An 18,420-nucleotide genomic window follows, 5' to 3' on the forward strand; every position below is an offset into this window, starting at 1 on the left:
CGACTCGCTTTGATAAATTGACATGCACCTTCAAGGCTTTTTTGACGTTGGCCTCGATTATGATCTGGCTTGCTTAGGTTTGAATACACGCCCTAGTTAGCTCTGTGGATGAGGTTAGGATAAGGAAAGGAATGAGGGTCATACAATCCAACGAGAGTGTTAAAGGATAGTGTGGAATGGTGAGGGCAATAAAAAGGAACAACCTTATGGGATTGCTCCTTTTTTAATATGCGGTTCTAGCTCATTGGAGATACGCCAGATTAGGTATAAGCATCTATTTATATGGATAGATGAATGGCTAGTCTACTGCTGATAATATGAGACATCTTCATCGGTGAACTTCAGCATGCCGTCTTTCTTTTCGCCTGAAAGGCGGCTCAGGATGTATAGACGCGGTGCAATAAGCCACAGATGCCAAAAGAGCAAGGATACAGTAAAGGCTGGCGGAGACCAGAGAATGAATACAGCGGACAAGCAGATGCCGATCCATAGCGTATGTATATGTACACGGCGAAAGAGGCCGTAGCTTATGTACTGGTCTGTCATATAGCCCAGCCAAGGCAGCTTGCGGTGAAATGCCCAACGCTTGCGGAAGGATGTTTTGCTTATGAACAGTACAGATCGGGAGATCACGAAGTGTACCCATAAGGTCAGGAACAAAGCTAAAGCAAACAAAAACAGGCTGGTCCATGAAAAGGCAAGAAGCAGGAAAAGAAGCATAATAACAGGCAACGAGATGTGACTCCATATCAGCTGACGCAGAATACTGATTTTTTTAATGAGCTTGTAGTGATAGTAGGTAGCTTTGGTTCCGGTTTCCTCTGTCATGCAAACAGTCCTTTCATTAATCTACTGCGTCACAAGTGATTTTTCGACAGCACACAGCTGGAAAAAGGGACGGTACTGCGCTCATGCGGCTCTGACAAGCATTAAATTGCTTGGGTAAGGCTATAGAATGATCGGCTTCTAGTGTTAGCCAACCTATTCTATAATTACAGGGGAAAGCTATCATGAATGAAGTGTACAACGGCTCCAATGAAAGGGTATCCATATGTAGGAGCTTTTCTTATTATATCGGCATAAGCGGCTGATTTTTTAGACATGTGGGGTACAAACACCATAAGGGCTCACATGGAATATATATAGTGTATATCGTCGATCTGGGCTATGAAAAGGTTTAAAATAGTAGAAAGTGCCCCATACTAATAGTAAAAGAAACAAGGGTGGGATGGATATGCATGATCAAGGCGGCCACCGCTGCATTATATGCGGACAACACAAGCATGAAGGCATCTTTATCGTTTCCGAGTTTATCTGTGATGCGTGTGAAGCTGAAATGGTACGCACGGATGCGACAGACGCCAAATATCATTTTTTTATTGATCAACTAAAGCAAATTTGGGTACAGAAAAATGCATAATATCCTTTGTCAGCTAGTCTTTAAAGGGTTAGTATTCCAGGGCCTGTCGGTACGGGCTTTTTTTTCTGTGAGTAAAAGTAGGATTCCGCTTGATTTTACGATAAAATAGGGTAGATATAAAGCTTTGTTTCGGAAGGATTGCAGAATGATGGGGAAAAAGGCTTCACACGCACCATTAATGGAAGCTCTATTACGTTACCGGGCTGAAGGCAATGCTTCTTATCATGTGCCTGGCCACAAAAATGGACAAGTATATGAAAATGAAGATATGGCATCTCTCTTGAGAGAAGTAATGTCTATTGATGCAACCGAAATTACCGGACTGGACGATTTGCATCATCCAGAGGATGTGATCCGTGAGGGTCAGGAACTGGCGGCGATGTGCTTTGGTGCGGAGGAAAGCTTTTGGCTGATCGGAGGAAGTACGGTCGGTAATTTGGCAATGATTTTGACTGTGTGTACGGAACCGGGGGATTTGCTGCTGGTACAGAGAAATGTACATAAGTCAGTTCTAAATGGTCTTATGCTGTCCGGGGCTGCTGCGGTGTTCTTGGAGCCGGAGATAGATACGACCAGCGGGCTTGCGGTTGCTCCATCGGTGGATACGATACAGACTGCATTAAAAGCCTATCCTTCCGCCAAAGGAGTACTGATTACGCTACCTAACTACTACGGGATGGGTCATGGTCTGACGGCGACGGCTAAAGCCTGTCATGCGCGCCATGTGCCCTTGTTGGTGGATGAGGCGCATGGTGCCCATTACGGGCTGCATCCCCGTTTGCCGGCTTCTGCCTTGTCCTGTGGGGCTGATGTGGTCGTCCAATCGACACATAAGATGCTTCCAGCCATGACTATGGGAGCCATGCTGCACGTGCAGGGAGGACGGATCAATCGGGAGCTGCTTCGTCAGCGGTTGGCTATGGTGCAAAGCTCCAGCCCTTCGTACCCGCTAATGGCTTCGCTTGATTTGGCAAGGCAGCATATTGCGGTTCATGGGGCGAATGCCTTTACGGAAGGTTTGGCGGCAGCAGATGCTTTTAGAAAGGGTCTGAGGCAGCTTCCACGCTTTCGTCTCGTAGAGCCAATTCAGCAAGCGCCTCAGAGGAATGAGACCCAAGAGGACATTTCTGAGCGCTTGGAGGGGGATGGAGAGAAAGCGGGCGGATATTCGACCCATGACCCTTTTAAAATGGTGCTGTACGATACATTTGGTGTACTGGATGGGTTTGGCTTAAAGCGTGGTTTGGAAGCGTATGGCTGTATTCCGGAGATGAGTGACGAAAAACATGTTGTTTTATTGTTTACGTTAGGCTCGACGCTTAAAGATGCTAATTACCTGTTGCAGGCTCTTGTGCATATAAATAATGATATACGGTTTAAGGAGACGGCTGGTGGGCCGGGTTCCATGCAGAAGGAACAACGTGGGCCAGATTTAGATTTTTCCACGTGGAACAATGATAGTATGACGGTTTACTCTAGTCCGGTGCAGTTTGGGCTTCAACCGGTTAAACCGGATCAGATGGAAGTAGTAGCTGTGGAGGACTCCGCTGGCAGGGTGGCTGCGGAAATGATTATCCCGTATCCTCCAGGTATTCCACTGTTATTCGCAGGAGAACTGATCACGGTATCAATTGCTCAACGAATGAGACGCCTTCGTGAGTTGGGAGCCAAATGGCAAGGGGCAGCAGATGAAAGGTTGCTTACAATTCGGGTATTCCGTTTAAAATAAAGATTAGATGTTAGAAATTCAACCAATAAAGAAGACTGAATAAAAGAAGCATACGAGCCTGTAGATGACTCTTATTTTTCAGGCTGGAAAGCAGGGAATGGCATGAATCGCAAAGGGATTTTTATTACGCTGGAGGGGGGAGACGGCTCCGGTAAAACAACCATGATCCAACGGCTGGCCAAGTTTATGGAGGAAGAAGGCTATCCAGTTATTACGACGAGAGAACCGGGTGGTATCGAAATTTCGGAAAAGATTCGCTCTATCATTTTGGACCCTGCCCATACAAGTATGGATGCCAGGACAGAGGCGCTTCTATATGCGGCAGCCCGACGTCAGCATCTGGTGGAGAAGGTAAAGCCGGCTATTGAAAAGGGAGCTATCGTATTGTGTGATCGTTTTGTGGATAGCAGCTTGGTCTATCAAGGGTTTGCGAGAGGAATTGGGATTGAGGAAGTGGCTTCGATTAATCGTTTTGCGGTGGATGATTGGGAGCCTGATGCAACATTTTATCTGGATATCGAACCTGAGTTGGGATTGGCCAGAATTAATGCGTCCCGGGGAGAGGAAATGGATCGCCTCGATATGGAAAGTATATCCTTTCACCACAAGGTACGTGAGGCGTATCTGGAGCTGGCCCACAAATTTCCAGAGCGAATTACGATTGTGGATGCATCTCCCGCACCGGAGCGGGTAGAGCAAGTTTTGAAGGATTTGCTGAAAAAGCGGTTTATTCAAAATTTTAGCATGTAATTGACAGAGGATATACGGTAAAATTGGGCTGAGGACTAGCTTGTTCCTAATATGGGCTTGAAGGAGGAATACAGGATGAAGCTGATTATTGCGATTGTGCAGGATAAGGATAGTTATAGATTATCCAGCGGACTGGTGAAAGCTAATTTCCGTGCTACTAAGTTGGCGAGTACAGGCGGCTTTTTGCGAGCAGGGAATACGACGTTTATGATCGGTGTCGATGACAATCAGGTGGACTCGTTGATGAATGTCATTCGCAGCAGTTGCAAGGTACGTGAACAGCTGGTCACACCCGTTACCCCTATGAGCGGGACGACGGACTCCTATTTGCCTTTGCCTGTTGAAGTGCAGGTGGGTGGAGCGACGGTGTTCGTGATGCCTGTAGACCGATTTGAGCACTTCTGAATCTACACAAAAGGACCTATTCTGCCGATATGATAGGGGAATTGCCTGTTTCTTGCCCGCATCATGGGAATGGGGAACAGATCCACTATAACGGTAGCGCCGAGGCGCAGTCCCTGGAAGGCCGCTGGATTCCCTCAGCTCTATGTTCAACTGTTCATGAAGGGGAAAAGCGGAAGTATTCGGGGAGAAAGCAGGTCTATATGAAAATAAATCCGGGCTATCGCCCTTTACAGAGTACATTGTCTACAAATGAAATGAATGCGAAGCCGATTCAGTCCAAGAGCTTTTCCGATGTTATGCAGCAAAATGGGCAGCAGGCTTCGCAGGAGGAATTAAACCGTCGTTTCAAGGAAATTCAGATGCAGGGAGACCGTCTGGCACGCTCGATGACGATTCGTGAGCTGAAGGCTTATAAGATGCTGGTTAAACGGTTCCTGGAGGATACGGTTCGGCGCGGCGTGTCTATGAAGGACACAAAGGGCTGGGATCGCCGGGGACGTAGCAAGCGGTATAAGCTGATTGATGAAGTCGATGAGTTGTTGCTCAAGATGGCAGATGATCTGCTCGAAACCGAGCAAGGCAAGATTGAGCTTTTGCAAGGAGTTGGTGAAATTAGAGGGCTGCTGATTAATCTCTCGTTTTAAAATATAAACTTCTTCCATAAACGAATACAAACGGGCTGTCGCCACGAAGGAATAATCTGCTTGCTGATGATGCTGGCAGATTATTTTTGACTATATTCATGTAGGCAACGTAGGTGGCGAATATGAATATAGCAGCAAAGCTGCCCTGAAAACAGCTATTTGCTGATAAATAACAGTTGTTTTCAGGAGAGAAGGTGAGGAAATATGTCTTTCCAAAATATAATGGGGCAGGATATAGCTAAAAAAATGCTGCAAAGCGCACTTCGGAATGGGGCGGTCAACCATGCCTATGTATTTAGCGGGCCGCCGGGAAGCGAACAGATGAAGATGGCACAAACCTTTGCCAAAGCATTATTTTGTGAGCGAATGACGGATAATGCATGTGGCGAATGTCTGTCCTGCCGTAAGGTAGAGCACGGCAATCACCCGGATCTGTTTATCGTAGAGCCGGATGGAGCTACGATCAAGATTGACCAGATTCGCGGGCTTCAGCGCATATTCTCTTACAAATCAGAAGGCTCCAATCCGAAGGTATATATTATCCAGCAGGCGGATACCATGACAGTGCAAGCTGCAAACAGTCTGCTCAAATTTCTGGAGGAGCCTCAGATGCCTGTGGTGGGCATACTCATTTCAGAAAATGGACAGGCATTGTTGCCCACAATCCAATCCCGGACGCAACAGGTTCCTTTTTATGCTTTACAGCCTGAAGTGATGATGCAGGTCTTAATCGGGGAAGGCTATACCGCAGGACTTGTCCGGTCGGCGGTTCACATTGCCTCGGGACTGGAATCATGTATAGAAATTCTCCAGCAGAATTGGTTTGCAGAAATTAGAAATGTAGTGTTACAATTAGTGAAGGAGTCCATGAGCCGGGGAAGCTCGTCCATTATTCTCGCTCAACAGAAGATTTTTAAAACTGGACTTTCTGAACACCTGGATATTCTGTTTCATTTGTTTCATTTATGGTTCAAGGATATGCTTCATTTCCGTTACGGAAGGCACGAAAGCATTGTTTTCATAGATCATTTGGAGTCCGTCTCCAAATTGGCAATCACCCGCAGTACGGAACAATGGGTCTCTTATATGGATTTGGCCGCGAATTGCAGGAAGAAGCTCCGTTTTCACGTCAATGGTCAATTGTGCGTAGAGCAGCTTTTGATTGGGTTGTCCGATACAAGCGGTTCCATCACCGACTAACAGGAAGGCGCGCTTGTTCCACTCTGCACAATCCGCGACGCCAGGTTCCCGGTTTGTGCGACAGTGAGACTTCAATTGCGGCCATTCGTACATGTCGGCTTCAAATGAGGTTTAGTGGCATACAAGGGGGTTAATTTTTGTATAGTGTAGTGGGTGTCCGTTTCAAGAAGGCGGGCAAGACTTATTATTTTGATCCGCTGGACCTTCCGGTGGAGAAAGAAAACTGCGTTATTGTAGAAACTGCACGCGGTATTGAGTATGGCAAGGTTGTGGTGGGCAAAAAAGAAGTAAATGATTCGGACGTTGTCCTGCCCTTAAAGAAAGTCATCCGTATTGCCGGAGATGATGACGCTCTTGTTGTAGAAGAGAATAAACTGGCGGCCAAGGACGCATTCGGTACGTGTTTAAATAAAATCAAAGACCATGGCCTTAAAATGAAGCTGGTAGACGTGGAATTTACATTTGACCGCAATAAGATTATTTTTTATTTTACGGCAGAGGGTCGCGTGGATTTTCGGGAGCTTGTAAAGGATTTAGCCAGTATTTTTCGTACACGGATTGAGCTGCGGCAGATCGGAGTACGAGATGAGGCTAAAATGCTGGGAGGGATCGGTCCTTGCGGACGTATCCTGTGTTGCTCTTCGTGGCTGGGAGATTTTGAACCGGTATCCATTAAGATGGCGAAGGATCAGAGCTTGTCGCTGAATCCGACGAAGATTTCCGGGTTGTGTGGAAGATTGATGTGCTGTCTCAAGTTCGAACATGATAACTACGAGAGCATGAAGGAAGAATTGCCGCAGGTTGGCAAGATGGTCGTCACTTCTCTTGGAGAAGGCAAAGTCGTAGGCGTAAATGCTGACCATCGTACAGTACATGTTCAACTGTTTGAGATTAGCAAGGTCAAGGAACTTCCAATGGACGATGTAGTCGTCAAGTAAACCATTAGGTTGCTTCGGGGTGGAAACTTGGATAAATTAAATGTTTTTGCGCGTATTCACGAAATGGAAACCCAAATGGGACAGTTGCATAGCGATCTGGGTGAATTGAAACTGGCAGTAAAAGAGCTGCTGGAGGAAAATCAACGACTAACGATTGAAAACGAACAGGTGCGCAAGATGCTCAAACGTGAAACCTCCAGAGAAGAAAAGACGGCAAAAAGGCCGAAGCTTTCTCCTCCGATCGTCATTAAGGATGAAGAGGAAACGGGCGAGGTTGTGGGCGAAGGCCACGACAATCTGGCAAGGCTGTATCATGAAGGATTTCATATATGCAACGTGTATTACGGACATTTGCGAACGGAAGGCGATTGCCTTTTCTGTCTGTCATTTTTGAATAAATAAAAACAAGCCGTAGGAGCAGGGTGCCTACGGCTTTTTTGTAAGGAAGTATGGGTTCAGAACGATTTGGGGTAAAAAGATGGGAGAGCGCTATGTACGAAAATGAACAGAAGTCTGAACGAATTGACGATCTATTGTCACATAATTTGCGTATTATCCAAAGTGATGAGGTGTTCAGCTTTTCCATGGATGCGGTTTTGCTGGCGCGGTTTGCCGGTATTCCGCAGCGTGGAAAGATTTTGGATCTGTGTACAGGCAACGGGGTCGTCCCCCTGCTGCTAACGACACGAACTAAAGCGGCTATCGAAGGAATTGAGATTCAACCGCGCTTGGCTGATATGGCTAGACGCAGCGTCAGCCTGAATGGACTGGAGGCAGCGATTCAGATTCGGGAAGGGGATCTGCGTGAGCTGGTTCAAATCACGGGGCATGGTGTATATGATGCAATTACGGTAAATCCCCCCTATATGCCGCTAAACGGCAGTGATATCAAGCTAAACCCTCATCAGGCGATTGCACGTCACGAGGTGCATTGTACGCTGGAAGAGGTCATTCAGGCGTGTACACGGCTTGTCCGTAATGGTGGAAAGGTCTCCATGGTTCATCGTCCGCAGCGGCTGGGTGAGATTATAACACTGATGCGCGCCAACAGACTGGAGCCGAAACGGATTCGGTTTGTCCACCCACGGGCCCATATGGAGGCGAATATGGTGCTCATCGAGGCGCTATGTGATGGTAAGCCGGAGGTTCGTCTGTTGCCTCCGCTCATTGTATATCAGGAGAGTGGGAATTATACTCAGGAAATAAGGGATATCTATGGAGAAGTAAGCAAGGGGGATTTACTGTGAAGGCAGCGGTGCAAAAAAGTTTTATAACCAGCGGAGAAGAACGGGGCAAGCTGTATCTCGTTGCGACACCGATTGGTAATCTGGACGATATGACCTTTAGGGCGATTAATACCTTAAAATCGTGCAGTATTATAGCGGCGGAGGACACGCGGCAGACGCGCAAACTGCTCACACATTTTGATATCACGCCGGAAATGCTATTCAGCTATCATGAACATAATAAAGCTGCCAGTGGGCCTGAGCTGATACGTTATATAGTAGAAGGAAAAAATTTGGCACTGGTCAGCGATGCAGGTCTACCGGCCATTTCGGACCCGGGTTCGGATCTGGTCAAGCTGGCGCTGGAAGCGGAAATTAGCGTTATTCCCATTCCCGGGGCGAACGCGGCATTGTCAGCTTTGATTGCCTCCGGACTGGATACGGAAAGATTTACATTTGCCGGATTTCCTCCACGGGAGAAAAAGGATTTGGAGAAGCTGCTACAATCATTTCAGGTATCTCACGGCACGATCCTGTTTTATGAATCTCCTCATCGTATTGTGCGGACGTTGACGGTATTGAAGGAAACACTGGGGGAACGCAGAGTGGTGCTTGCACGCGAGTTGACCAAGCTGCATGAGGAATGGATACGAGGAACATCGGAGCAATGCCTTGACAGACTGGAGGTGCATCCACCGCTCGGTGAATATTGCCTGGTAGTTGAAGGGAAAAACGAAGCAGAAGAGGAAGAGGAGCGACAGGCATGGTGGCGATCCTTATCTTTGGAGGCCCACGTTGCGCATTATGAGACAGAAGGGCTGACACGCAAGGACGCTATGAAGCGTACAGCTACCGACCGCTCCATTTCCAAAAGGGATGTATATAACGCGCTTTTATGAAAACTTCCTTGAACAAAAAAAGGGCCTTCCAGCGGTTGAGTTCAAACCGTGGAAGGCAACAAGGAGTATATATGAAAAAGGTTAGAATTAACAATCTCTTATAAGTCTATTATATACTAAAAATCTTAGTTTGTCACAGGTGCTGGAATTTCCGAGATGCAATCTTGGCAAACAATTTTTCCTTTGAAGTAAATTACGTTCTCGGCGTTGCCGCAGAAGATACAAGCAGGCTCATATTTTTTGAGCATAATGCGTTCGCCATCAACGTAAATTTCCAAAGCGTCTTTTTCGCCAATACCCAATGTGCGGCGCAATTCGATTGGAATAACAACACGTCCGAGCTCGTCAACTTTTCTTACAATACCAGTGGATTTCATCATAATAAATCAGGCTCCTCTCGCCGTTTAAAATAATATAAGTGTCATGATTCGACAAATTTTTCTCTTTTCTGATACTTACTATACCAACGATTCCCAAAACAGTCAACCTTAAAAATATGCTAACAGGTTAATTATGCAAAAGTATTTAGAATAAAGGTCATAATGCGTGTGCACTGCCTTATTTTATTGATGATTTAAGCCATTTGTCGATTTGGAAATGCCGAAAAGTTATAATTCGACATATTACGACAAACAATGTCGAATGAAGGGGATTGTTTAGGATTTCTTTGTATCTTAATCCATTATTCAGAATATTAAAGGAGCTGATATCTTGCACCAGCCACTCAGTGAAGAAAAAGTTTTTAAGGACCCGGTACATAACTATATCCATGTTCAGGATACAGTGATATGGCGTTTGATCAATACTTCAGAGTTCCAACGCTTGCGCCGAATTCGGCAGTTGGGTACATCTTATCTTACGTTTCATGGAGCGGAACATAGTCGTTTTTCGCATTCGCTGGGTGTATACGAAATTACACGGCGTATTATTTCCCAATTTGAACGCGATGAATTTTCCGATTGGCCGAAGGAAGAAAGTTTAGTCGCGCTGTGTGCAGCTTTGTTGCACGATGTGGGGCATGGCCCGTTTTCCCATTCTATAGAAGAGGCCTTTCATATGAACCACGAGGATTGGACATGCCGGATTGTATTGGGGAATACGGAGATTAACGCTGTGTTACGGCAAGTCGATGAGGAGCTTCCGACGAAGGTGGCTGCGGTGATTGCCAAAACGTACGACAAGCCGATTGCCGTAAACCTGGTTACAAGCCCACTGGATGCAGACCGCATGGATTATTTGCTTCGGGATGCGCACTCGACAGGCGTCAATTATGGCACTATTGATCTGGATCGTATTTTACGGCTGCTACGTCCACATAATGGAAGGATTGTTGTGAAGGAGTCAGGCATGCATGCGGTAGAGGATTATCTGATGTCGCGTTACCAGATGTATTGGCAAGTTTATTTTCACCCTGTGACGCGCAGCTCGGAAATTTTATTGCGTAAAATTTTCAAGCGGGCGAAGGAGCTGTTTAGAAATGGATATGAGTTTAGTTTTCTGCTGGAGCCGTTGCCGGACCTCTTTCGGGGAGAGCTTACGGTGGAACAATATTTGATGCTCGACGAGTCTTTGATTCAGACAGTGTTCAGTCAGTGGAAACGGGAAAAGGACGAGATTCTAAGTGATTTGAGTGCCCGTTTTATGGATCGCAAGCTGTATAAATATGTAGAGATCGAAAATATGGATACAGATACCATTGACGACATTCGGACAGCGCTGGAGCAGGTTGGTTTGCACCCGGAATATGATCTGGAAATTGATTTTCCGACGGATCTTCCTTATGATGTGTTTCGGCAGGGTGGCTCGACGGACAACCAGATTTTACTGCTGGGACGCAAAGGAGAAGTGAGAGAAATTTCCGAAGTATCGGAAATTGTGCGCTCCATTAGCGGTATTCATCGGGGTAAATATCATATGTACTATCCCCAAAACAAATTGGATGGGGTAAAGGACAAGCTTCCTGACGAAATAAGGAATTATTTTGTCAAACAATAGACAATTATATGACAAATAAAGTAATAAAGGAGACGAAAATTTTGAATTTATTCGACACTCATACTCATTTGGATGCGCCGCAATTTGACGAAGACCGCGAAGAAGTTATAGCACGCGCTTTCGAATCGGGAGTGACCCGTATGATTAATATCGGATTTAACCGTGAGACCATTCCGTCTACCATGAAATTGGTCGAAACATATGATTTTATTTATGCGGCGATTGGATGGCATCCACAGGATGCGATTACGATGCAGGAGGGCGATCTGGAATGGATTGCATCGTTATGCAGTCATAAGAAAGTCGTGGCGATCGGGGAGATTGGTCTGGATTATTATTGGGACACATCACCAAAGGATGTACAGCATCGGGTGCTTCGCAACCAGATTGGACTGGCTCGTGAGCTGAGCATGCCCATTGTTATCCATAACCGGGATGCACATGAAGATATTGTTAAAATTTTGCGTGAAGAAAAAGCGGGTGAGGTTGGCGGAGTCATGCATTCCTTTTCCGGGAGCTGGGAGACGGCTAAAATGGTGCTGGATATGGGCTTTCACCTCTCTTTTGGAGGGCCAATAACATTCAAAAATGCCAAGCAGCCAAAGGAGGTTCTCGCACAGATGCCGCTGGACCGTCTGCTTATTGAAACGGACGCTCCCTACCTGACGCCGCATCCGTTCCGCGGAAAGCGAAATGAGTCCGCGCACGTGGGATTGGTCGCAGAGGCGGCTGCCCAAATCAAGGGAATTACGGTGGAGGAATTAGTGTCAATTACGACCCAAAATGCACTGGGAATATTTGATATTTAGTGGAAAAGTGAAGAAATCGATTAAAATAAAGAGATAGGCGAAGATAATCATGAGTTTATTGCAGGAAACTCAAGAATATTACAATATTTTAACCGAATATTTTTAAAAATGTACTTGAAACCTGCTTTACAACATGAATAGAAACAGGATATCATCTTTTCAGTGAATTGTTGTTTGAGTGTAAACATCAACAGCTCATTTCATGAACCAGTCTCGCTGAGTCCCTTTTACAGGGAACGGGGGAACCGATATGGCTAACAGTACGTCCGGCGTATGGGCAAGAAGGGAACGTCTCTTCCGCCAGCCGGCTCGACCGAAATTCTTTTCCCGGATGGGATTGAACAGGTGGAGGGGCCGTATTTCGATTTCTTTTTGGGTCTTCGGGGTGAATGTGAAGGCGACCGCCATGAGCGGTTGACCCAAGCTAGGGCGTCTCTCTACGTCCGAACCCGACAGCTAACCCCGTAAGCGTAACAAGAGAGAAGCCATCTCGTGCATGATTTTTCCGCATATTCGCACATGCCGGAAGCCACGAAAGAGCTCTCTAGTCTCTTTTTTTGGCTTTTTTGTTGTGAATAAAAGAAAATCTGTCATCATACTGTGATTAAACAGGGGAGGACAGCATGCCGCGAAGACGGGTACATGGTGCAGGACAGTCGCAGTACGGGCTTGTCTTGTAGAAAATCTGTTATAGTCACGTCAATCTCGACTATGTCTTACTCCAGACGGCGGGCTATGTAAGGAGGACGGAGGAAATGGGCATTTTCCAAAAAGAGGAGTCCCATGAGTCACGCTCATCCAGCATGTCTTACGTATTGCGTTGGAAGCAAGAAAATGTGCGCCAGGCTGCTTTGGTTGCTATTTTTCTAATCGCACTAACGATTATGATTTCAATTCTGGTGTACACTCAATCTAAAAAACAGGTCTTTTTTGTCATCGACGGTAAGGCATCTGCGGTAGAAACCCGGGAATTCAAGCTCCAAGATTTGCTCAAAGAGCATTCTATTTCACTTCAGCCGCATGATACGGTTTCGATGCCGCTGAACGGAGCAGTAAAGGATGGGGATCGCGTAGTCATCAAACGTGCCAATCAGGTCAAAGTATCCTCAGGCAATGAGACGAAGAAGCTGTACACAACAGAAAATACAGTAGAGGGTGCCATTCGCGCCTCGGGCTATAAATTATCGTCAAATGATAAAGTTTACCCTGATCTGGATGCCTCTGTTTCGTCTAACATGGACATAAAAATCGTCCGTGTGAAGAAACAGCAGGTCGAACAGAAGCAACAGGTACCTTATCAGGTCATCAAAACGTCCGATCCGAGTCTCTATAAAGGGGATAATCGGGTCATCCAAAGCGGTAAAACGGGTATTGTGGTCCAGCATGTTCAAAAGGTATACCATGACGGAAAATTGGTATCCAAGCAGCTGGTAAACAAGGAAGTCGCGCGGAATCGTGTGGATAAGGTAATTGCGGTAGGAACGAAGAAAAAACCGGTTGTTCTTGCTGCTTCCGTTGGTCCCAAAGATGCCGTTAAGGCAACACGAGTTAGTTCGGGCAATGCTGTCCGTAAAGCAGGTGTGAATTTTAAATACAGCAAAGTATTACAAAACGTCTCCATGACGGCGTACTCCTCACAGGAATCAGGTATCGGTACACGTACCGCATCCGGTTCGCGTGTCACGGAAGGACGCACCATCGCTGTCGATCCGAGTGTGATTCCAATCGGCTGGTGGGTGTATATCGAAGGGGTGGGCTTCCGCCGTGCGGAGGATACCGGTGGCGCAATTAAAGGCTACAAAATCGATGTGTATTATGAGAGTTTGGGTCAGGCCAATCAGTTTGGTCGGAAGCACGGTAAAACTGTATATGTGATTGGACCCGTGAAGCCTGAAATCAACTAAAAACGTGTTGTATATGTTTAGGGCAATGCGATAGTATTAACATCATAGTTATGCCATGCTAAGAAGAGGATACCCTCTTCTTATTTTGTTTTCAAAAGCAGGGAAAGATGAATATAGCTTACTGTGTAGCAGTGGAGGGAAACGCAAATGATCAAGGAAGTGATCGTGGTAGAGGGTCGGGATGATACGGTGGCTATTCGCCGTGCTGTCGAAGCGGATACAATAGAAACGGGCGGCTCTGCCATTAATAAAATGACGCTGCGCAAAATTGCACTAGCGCAGGAGCGGCGGGGTGTCATTATTTTGACCGATCCCGATCATGCAGGGGAGCGCATCCGCAAAATTATCGCCTCCAAGGTGCCCGGCTGCAAGCAGGCCTTTATACCAGAGGAGGAAGCGACGCGCAAAGGGGATATTGGCGTGGAGAATGCCTCGCCTGAAGCGATCAGACATGCTCTCGCACGGGTGCATACGACGGTGGAAGGGGCCGATCCTCTAATCGATTGGGCGGATCTGATTGACGCCGGACTTATCACCCACCCGAATGCTGCTGCACGACGTATGGCTTTGGGTAATGTGCTGGGTATTGGTTACTGTAACGGTAAGCAGCTACATAAACGGCTCGCTGTGTTCCAGATTAGCCGTGAGGAATTTGCCGGTGCGCTGGCACAAATTGAAAGTGAAGGATTGTGATATCCGTATGACAGGGATTCAAGATATAGCAACACCAAGGCGCACGAAGGAAATTATTCAGCGGCACGGGTTTTCGTTCAAAAAGAGTTTGGGACAAAATTTTCTGATTGATCAAAATATTCTGAACAAGATCGTGAATGCTGCGGGATTGGACGATACGAAGGGCGCACTTGAGATCGGTCCGGGGATTGGCGCTTTGACCGAGAAGCTGGCGCAATCGGCCAAGGTAGTTACTGCTGTCGAGATTGACCAGCGGCTTCTGCCTATTCTCGAAGAAGTGCTGGCCCCTTATGAGCATGTGAAGGTACGCCATGGGGATGTGCTGAAGCTGGATTTGCGAGAGGTATTCGCTTCCGATTTTGCCGGGGTCAGTAAAGTGAGCGTCGTCGCTAATCTGCCGTACTACGTCACTACACCGATTCTGATGAGGCTGCTGGAGGACAAGCTCCCTCTGGAGAATATCGTCGTCATGATCCAAAAGGAAGTGGCTGAGCGTATGGCTGCGTCTCCTGGGACGAAGGATTACGGCAGTTTGAGTATTGCAGTGCAATATTACAGCGAACCTGAATTGGTCTGCATCGTGCCGAATACGGTGTTTATTCCCCAGCCGAATGTAGAATCGGCGGTCATTCGTCTGCGTGTGCGGGAAGTGCCTCCGGTAGAGGTGGTGGACGAGCAGCATTTCTTCGAAGTCGTTCATGCTTCCTTTGCTCAACGCCGCAAGACCATTTCGAATAACCTGAAAAGCCGCTTCTTTACCAAAGAGAACAGGGACACGCTAGAGCCGCTGTTGCTTCAGGCAGGCATAGACCCTTCCCGTCGGGGAGAGACGCTGAGTATCGAGGAATTTGCGCGTCTGAGCGCTGTGTTGCTGGAAGCCGGGATTTCCTGAGCTGACGCACGAGCTACCGCTTAGCAGTAGTCAGGGGGCCTCTGGTTACGCTCTGCACGGTTGTGGCTGGGATGCATAAGCTCCTGAGAAGGATAAGGAACCAAACTGTGCATTCACCCATACGATATGGGAGGGGTGATACAGTGTGATGATTTTAGGAGACTTGGTCGTTCGGAAATCGTACGGCGGAGACGTCACGTTTCGCGTTGAGGGCATCCAGCGGGATAAAGCGATCATTAAGGGGACGGAATTTCGGTTGCTTGCCGATTCCCCCGTGAACGATCTGGTCAAGGTGCCTGCAGACCAGATTAGCGGGAAGACACGGCAGGCCCATATTAAGGCGGGTGAGTCTCTCAGTCTGTTGCAGCAGGCACGACAGAAGCAAGCAGCCCGCAGTCAGGCGGCTTTGATCGGGGAGTGGAGTGATCCGGTGGAGTCGACGTATTTTGAAATGCCCGGCAAGGTACTTCACTTGGATGGGGACCCCGGATATTTGAAAAAATGTCTCAGCTTATATGAGCAGCTCCGCGTTCCCGCAGAGGGACATCATGTGCATGAATCGGCTATGGCTGACACGTTGTATCGGCTGCTTCCCCGTATTCGCCCGGATATCGTAGTCATTACTGGACATGACGGTGTATTGAAGCAGCCGCAGCCTTATGATTTATATAGCCTGAAAAGCTATAAAAATTCGCAGAATTTTGTGGCGGCGATCCAGGTAGCGAGACAATATGAACGTCATTTGGATTCACTGACGATTGTGGCGGGAGCATGTCAGTCCCATTTTGAAGCGCTGCTGCGTGCAGGAGCGAACTTTGCCAGTTCACCAGGGCGTATCCTGATTCACGCGCTTGACCCGGTATATGTGGCTGCCAAGGCTGCTTTTACGTCGATCCGTGATACAGTCAACATGGGCGACTTGTTTCATCAGACGATTAGTGGCAGCCGTGGAGTGGGCGGTATCGAAACCCGGGGAAGCTATCGTATCGGTTTGCCAAAGCTAGAAAATTTGTCAACTCTTAAAGTAACGCCTTCTGCAATCTAGGGTTTGAACCTATTGAATAGGATTTGTCTGGATAAAAGGCCTCTGGTTACAGGGGCTTTTTTGAATTTTACACACATTATTCCTGTTTTCAAAAAATTAAATTGACAACTTATTTTTCGTGTTGATATAATATTTGGTTTGATTTGACATCGCCTCTAAAATTCGTTATAATGGACAAGGAAAGAGGTGGTCGTTAGGCAATGGCTAAAAATACGCTGTTGGAAATCAAACGCAGTCTCGACGCACATGTAGGGCAAAAAATTTTGCTGCGGGCTAACGGCGGACGCCGTAAGACCGTCGAACGAACTGGTGTCTTGGAAGAAACGTACCCTTCTGTTTTTATCGTCAAGCTGGATCAGGAGCAACAAACGTTCAAACGTGTCTCCTACAGCTATGCTGACATTCTTACCGAGTCGGTGGAAGTTACCGTATATGATCCCGATTCCCATACAAGTGTCGAATATTTTGACACACCTTAATTGATTTTATGTAATGTATACCGGCTTTGCAGGTTTAACTTCGGCTTCGTCATTTCAAATGACGAGGCCGTTTTGTATATATGGGACAGGATGAAGCATCGTGTCTCTGCGCATACTAAGGAGGGAATGATCTTCCTTATTCCACTGCCGAAGGAGGCGTATGTATGAGTCGGAGAAGGCGAAGTGTCATGTCTGAAGAGCTTAAGTATGAGCTGGCTAAGGATCTTGGATTTTACGATACGGTCAAAGAAGAAGGCTGGGGAGGCATTAAAGCCAAGGATGCGGGCAATATGGTCAAGCGGGCCATTCAGCTTGCAGAGCAGGCAGCTTCCCGCAAGTCGTAGCCATCGACGGTGTTGACGAAAAAGCGGGGATATTCGGTTCATACCGGGTGATCTCCGCTTTTTTTGAACCTCATGACTTGACAGGCCGAGTCTGATATAATGTGTTAAGCTGTCTTGAGGGAAAAGTTGAAGGTGGGTGAACGCCTTGAAAATATACGAAAAAGCACCGGCGAAAATCAATTTAATGCTTGATGTATTACGCAAGCGAGATGACGGATATCACGAGGTCGAAATGATTATGACCATGGTCGATCTGTCCGATCGTTTGACGATGTCTGAGCTACCGCGTGATACCATTATTATTTCAAGCCAAGCCGGGTACATACCGCTAGATGAGAAGAATTTGGCTTTTCAGGCCGCGCGTCTGATTAAGGAACGTTATGATGTCTCTACGGGCGTGCATATCCATTTGGACAAGCATATTCCGGTAGCCGCAGGGTTAGCAGGCGGCAGCAGTGATGCGGCGGCAGCGCTGCGTGGGCTGAACAAGCTGTGGAAGCTTGGCATCTCGGATGCTGAATTAAGAGTACTGGGCGCAGAGCTTGGCTCTGACGTGCCTTTCTGCATTACAGGCGGTACAGCTTTAGCGAGCGGACGCGGGGAATTGCTCAAGTCACTTCCGAATCCGCCCCAATGCTGGATCATTCTCGCGAAGCCGCCGATTAATGTATCGACGGCTGAAGTGTATGGGCGCGTCAAAGCGGATCAGATCACGCATCATCCGTCTGCCCGGCAGATGGAGCAAGCGATCCGTAACGCTTCTTTTACCGATGTATGTAATGCGCTCGGGAATGTACTGGAGGATGTCACACTCAAGCTGTACCCGGAGGTCGAGCATCTTAAAAACTCCATGATCCGACTGGGAGCGGATGGCGTACTGATGTCAGGCAGTGGTCCTACGGTGTTCGGGCTGGTGTCGAAGGAAGCCAAAGTACCGCGCATTTATAACGGACTTAGAGGATTCTGCAAGGATGTGTACGCAGTACGGCTTCTGACTTGATTTTTGGTTATTTATTTCTAATTTTAGTGGTATTTGTTGTACAAATAC

The 18,420-nt window shown here is 47.2% G+C and carries 21 protein-coding genes and 1 riboswitch; of the genes, 19 read left to right on the top strand and 2 right to left on the bottom strand.

What is annotated here, in order from left to right:
- Window positions 1-303: 303 nt before the first annotated feature.
- A complete protein-coding gene (locus ACWGOO_RS17490; protein WP_452485475.1) occupies window positions 304-828 on the bottom strand; it encodes a hypothetical protein in 525 nt (174 codons plus the stop codon).
- Between the two features lie 406 nt (window positions 829-1,234).
- On the opposite strand from ACWGOO_RS17490, the gene ACWGOO_RS17495 reads away from it, so the two are divergent.
- The 10 genes from ACWGOO_RS17495 (at window position 1,235) to rsmI (ending at window position 9,211) form a co-directional block, all read left to right on the top strand.
- Window positions 1,235-1,420, top strand: a complete 186-nt coding sequence (locus tag ACWGOO_RS17495) for a sigma factor G inhibitor Gin (RefSeq protein ID WP_025682457.1) — start codon at window positions 1,235-1,237, stop codon at window positions 1,418-1,420.
- Window positions 1,421-1,565: 145 nt separating this feature from the next.
- Window positions 1,566-3,149: an aminotransferase class I/II-fold pyridoxal phosphate-dependent enzyme gene (locus ACWGOO_RS17500; protein WP_452485477.1), complete on the top strand. Its 1,584-nt coding sequence runs from the start codon at window positions 1,566-1,568 to the stop codon at window positions 3,147-3,149.
- Window positions 3,150-3,251: 102 nt separating this feature from the next.
- The gene (tmk, locus tag ACWGOO_RS17505; protein WP_452485479.1) at window positions 3,252-3,899 is read left to right on the top strand and encodes a dTMP kinase; all 648 of its coding nucleotides are present in this window, start codon (window positions 3,252-3,254) and stop codon (window positions 3,897-3,899) included.
- A 75-nt stretch (window positions 3,900-3,974) separates the two neighbouring features.
- The gene (locus ACWGOO_RS17510; protein ID WP_452485480.1) at window positions 3,975-4,304 is read left to right on the top strand and encodes a cyclic-di-AMP receptor; all 330 of its coding nucleotides are present in this window, start codon (window positions 3,975-3,977) and stop codon (window positions 4,302-4,304) included.
- 200 nt (window positions 4,305-4,504) lie between these two features.
- Entirely contained in the window at window positions 4,505-4,948 is a 444-nt protein-coding gene (locus ACWGOO_RS17515; protein ID WP_044646021.1) for a YaaR family protein, read from the top strand.
- 204 nt (window positions 4,949-5,152) lie between these two features.
- Window positions 5,153-6,148, top strand: a complete 996-nt coding sequence (gene holB, locus ACWGOO_RS17520) for a DNA polymerase III subunit delta' (protein ID WP_452485482.1) — start codon at window positions 5,153-5,155, stop codon at window positions 6,146-6,148.
- Window positions 6,149-6,285: 137 nt separating this feature from the next.
- A complete protein-coding gene (locus ACWGOO_RS17525) occupies window positions 6,286-7,086 on the top strand; it encodes a PSP1 domain-containing protein (protein ID WP_452485484.1) in 801 nt (266 codons plus the stop codon).
- 27 nt (window positions 7,087-7,113) lie between these two features.
- Entirely contained in the window at window positions 7,114-7,488 is a 375-nt protein-coding gene (gene yabA / locus ACWGOO_RS17530) for a DNA replication initiation control protein YabA (RefSeq protein WP_014279024.1), read from the top strand.
- An 89-nt stretch (window positions 7,489-7,577) separates the two neighbouring features.
- Window positions 7,578-8,333, top strand: a complete 756-nt coding sequence (locus ACWGOO_RS17535; protein ID WP_452485487.1) for a tRNA1(Val) (adenine(37)-N6)-methyltransferase — start codon at window positions 7,578-7,580, stop codon at window positions 8,331-8,333.
- A complete protein-coding gene (gene rsmI, locus ACWGOO_RS17540; protein WP_452485489.1) occupies window positions 8,330-9,211 on the top strand; it encodes a 16S rRNA (cytidine(1402)-2'-O)-methyltransferase in 882 nt (293 codons plus the stop codon). Before ACWGOO_RS17535 ends, rsmI begins: the two co-directional genes overlap by 4 nt.
- Before the next feature lie 125 nt (window positions 9,212-9,336).
- Here rsmI and ACWGOO_RS17545 read toward each other — a convergent pair whose 3' ends face one another.
- The gene (locus ACWGOO_RS17545; protein WP_354454340.1) at window positions 9,337-9,591 is read right to left on the bottom strand and encodes an AbrB/MazE/SpoVT family DNA-binding domain-containing protein; all 255 of its coding nucleotides are present in this window, start codon (window positions 9,589-9,591) and stop codon (window positions 9,337-9,339) included.
- A 331-nt stretch (window positions 9,592-9,922) separates the two neighbouring features.
- On the opposite strand from ACWGOO_RS17545, the gene ACWGOO_RS17550 reads away from it, so the two are divergent.
- The 9 genes from ACWGOO_RS17550 to ispE all read left to right on the top strand — a co-directional run bounded on the left by ACWGOO_RS17550 (window position 9,923) and on the right by ispE (window position 18,372).
- Window positions 9,923-11,206 (top strand): HD domain-containing protein, encoded by a 1,284-nt coding sequence (locus ACWGOO_RS17550; RefSeq protein ID WP_452485491.1) that lies wholly within the window; start codon window positions 9,923-9,925, stop codon window positions 11,204-11,206.
- A 41-nt stretch (window positions 11,207-11,247) separates the two neighbouring features.
- A complete protein-coding gene (locus ACWGOO_RS17555) occupies window positions 11,248-12,015 on the top strand; it encodes a TatD family hydrolase (RefSeq protein WP_452485493.1) in 768 nt (255 codons plus the stop codon).
- Window positions 12,016-12,219: 204 nt separating this feature from the next.
- A riboswitch (cyclic di-AMP (ydaO/yuaA leader) is annotated at window positions 12,220-12,502 on the top strand.
- 268 nt (window positions 12,503-12,770) lie between these two features.
- The gene (locus tag ACWGOO_RS17560; protein ID WP_452485495.1) at window positions 12,771-13,919 is read left to right on the top strand and encodes a G5 domain-containing protein; all 1,149 of its coding nucleotides are present in this window, start codon (window positions 12,771-12,773) and stop codon (window positions 13,917-13,919) included.
- A gap of 147 nt (window positions 13,920-14,066) precedes the next feature.
- Window positions 14,067-14,612 (top strand): ribonuclease M5, encoded by a 546-nt coding sequence (gene rnmV / locus ACWGOO_RS17565; RefSeq protein WP_452485497.1) that lies wholly within the window; start codon window positions 14,067-14,069, stop codon window positions 14,610-14,612.
- 7 nt (window positions 14,613-14,619) lie between these two features.
- Complete coding sequence (rsmA, locus tag ACWGOO_RS17570) at window positions 14,620-15,504, top strand: 16S rRNA (adenine(1518)-N(6)/adenine(1519)-N(6))-dimethyltransferase RsmA (protein ID WP_452485584.1); 885 nt, start codon at window positions 14,620-14,622, stop codon at window positions 15,502-15,504.
- A 148-nt stretch (window positions 15,505-15,652) separates the two neighbouring features.
- Window positions 15,653-16,549 carry a sporulation peptidase YabG gene (yabG, locus tag ACWGOO_RS17575; protein WP_452485585.1) on the top strand — a complete coding sequence of 299 codons (897 nt, stop codon included), beginning with the start codon at window positions 15,653-15,655 and terminating at the stop codon, window positions 16,547-16,549.
- A 200-nt stretch (window positions 16,550-16,749) separates the two neighbouring features.
- Window positions 16,750-17,028 carry a biofilm formation stimulator Veg gene (veg, locus tag ACWGOO_RS17580; protein ID WP_014279033.1) on the top strand — a complete coding sequence of 93 codons (279 nt, stop codon included), beginning with the start codon at window positions 16,750-16,752 and terminating at the stop codon, window positions 17,026-17,028.
- Window positions 17,029-17,192: 164 nt separating this feature from the next.
- On the top strand, window positions 17,193-17,372 hold the full coding sequence (locus tag ACWGOO_RS17585) for a small, acid-soluble spore protein, alpha/beta type (protein WP_007428013.1): 180 nt from the start codon (window positions 17,193-17,195) through the stop codon (window positions 17,370-17,372).
- Window positions 17,373-17,517: 145 nt separating this feature from the next.
- Entirely contained in the window at window positions 17,518-18,372 is an 855-nt protein-coding gene (gene ispE, locus ACWGOO_RS17590) for a 4-(cytidine 5'-diphospho)-2-C-methyl-D-erythritol kinase (protein ID WP_452485499.1), read from the top strand.
- Window positions 18,373-18,420 lie beyond the last annotated feature (48 nt).

This window comes from Paenibacillus sp. NPDC055715 (assembly GCF_053617595.1).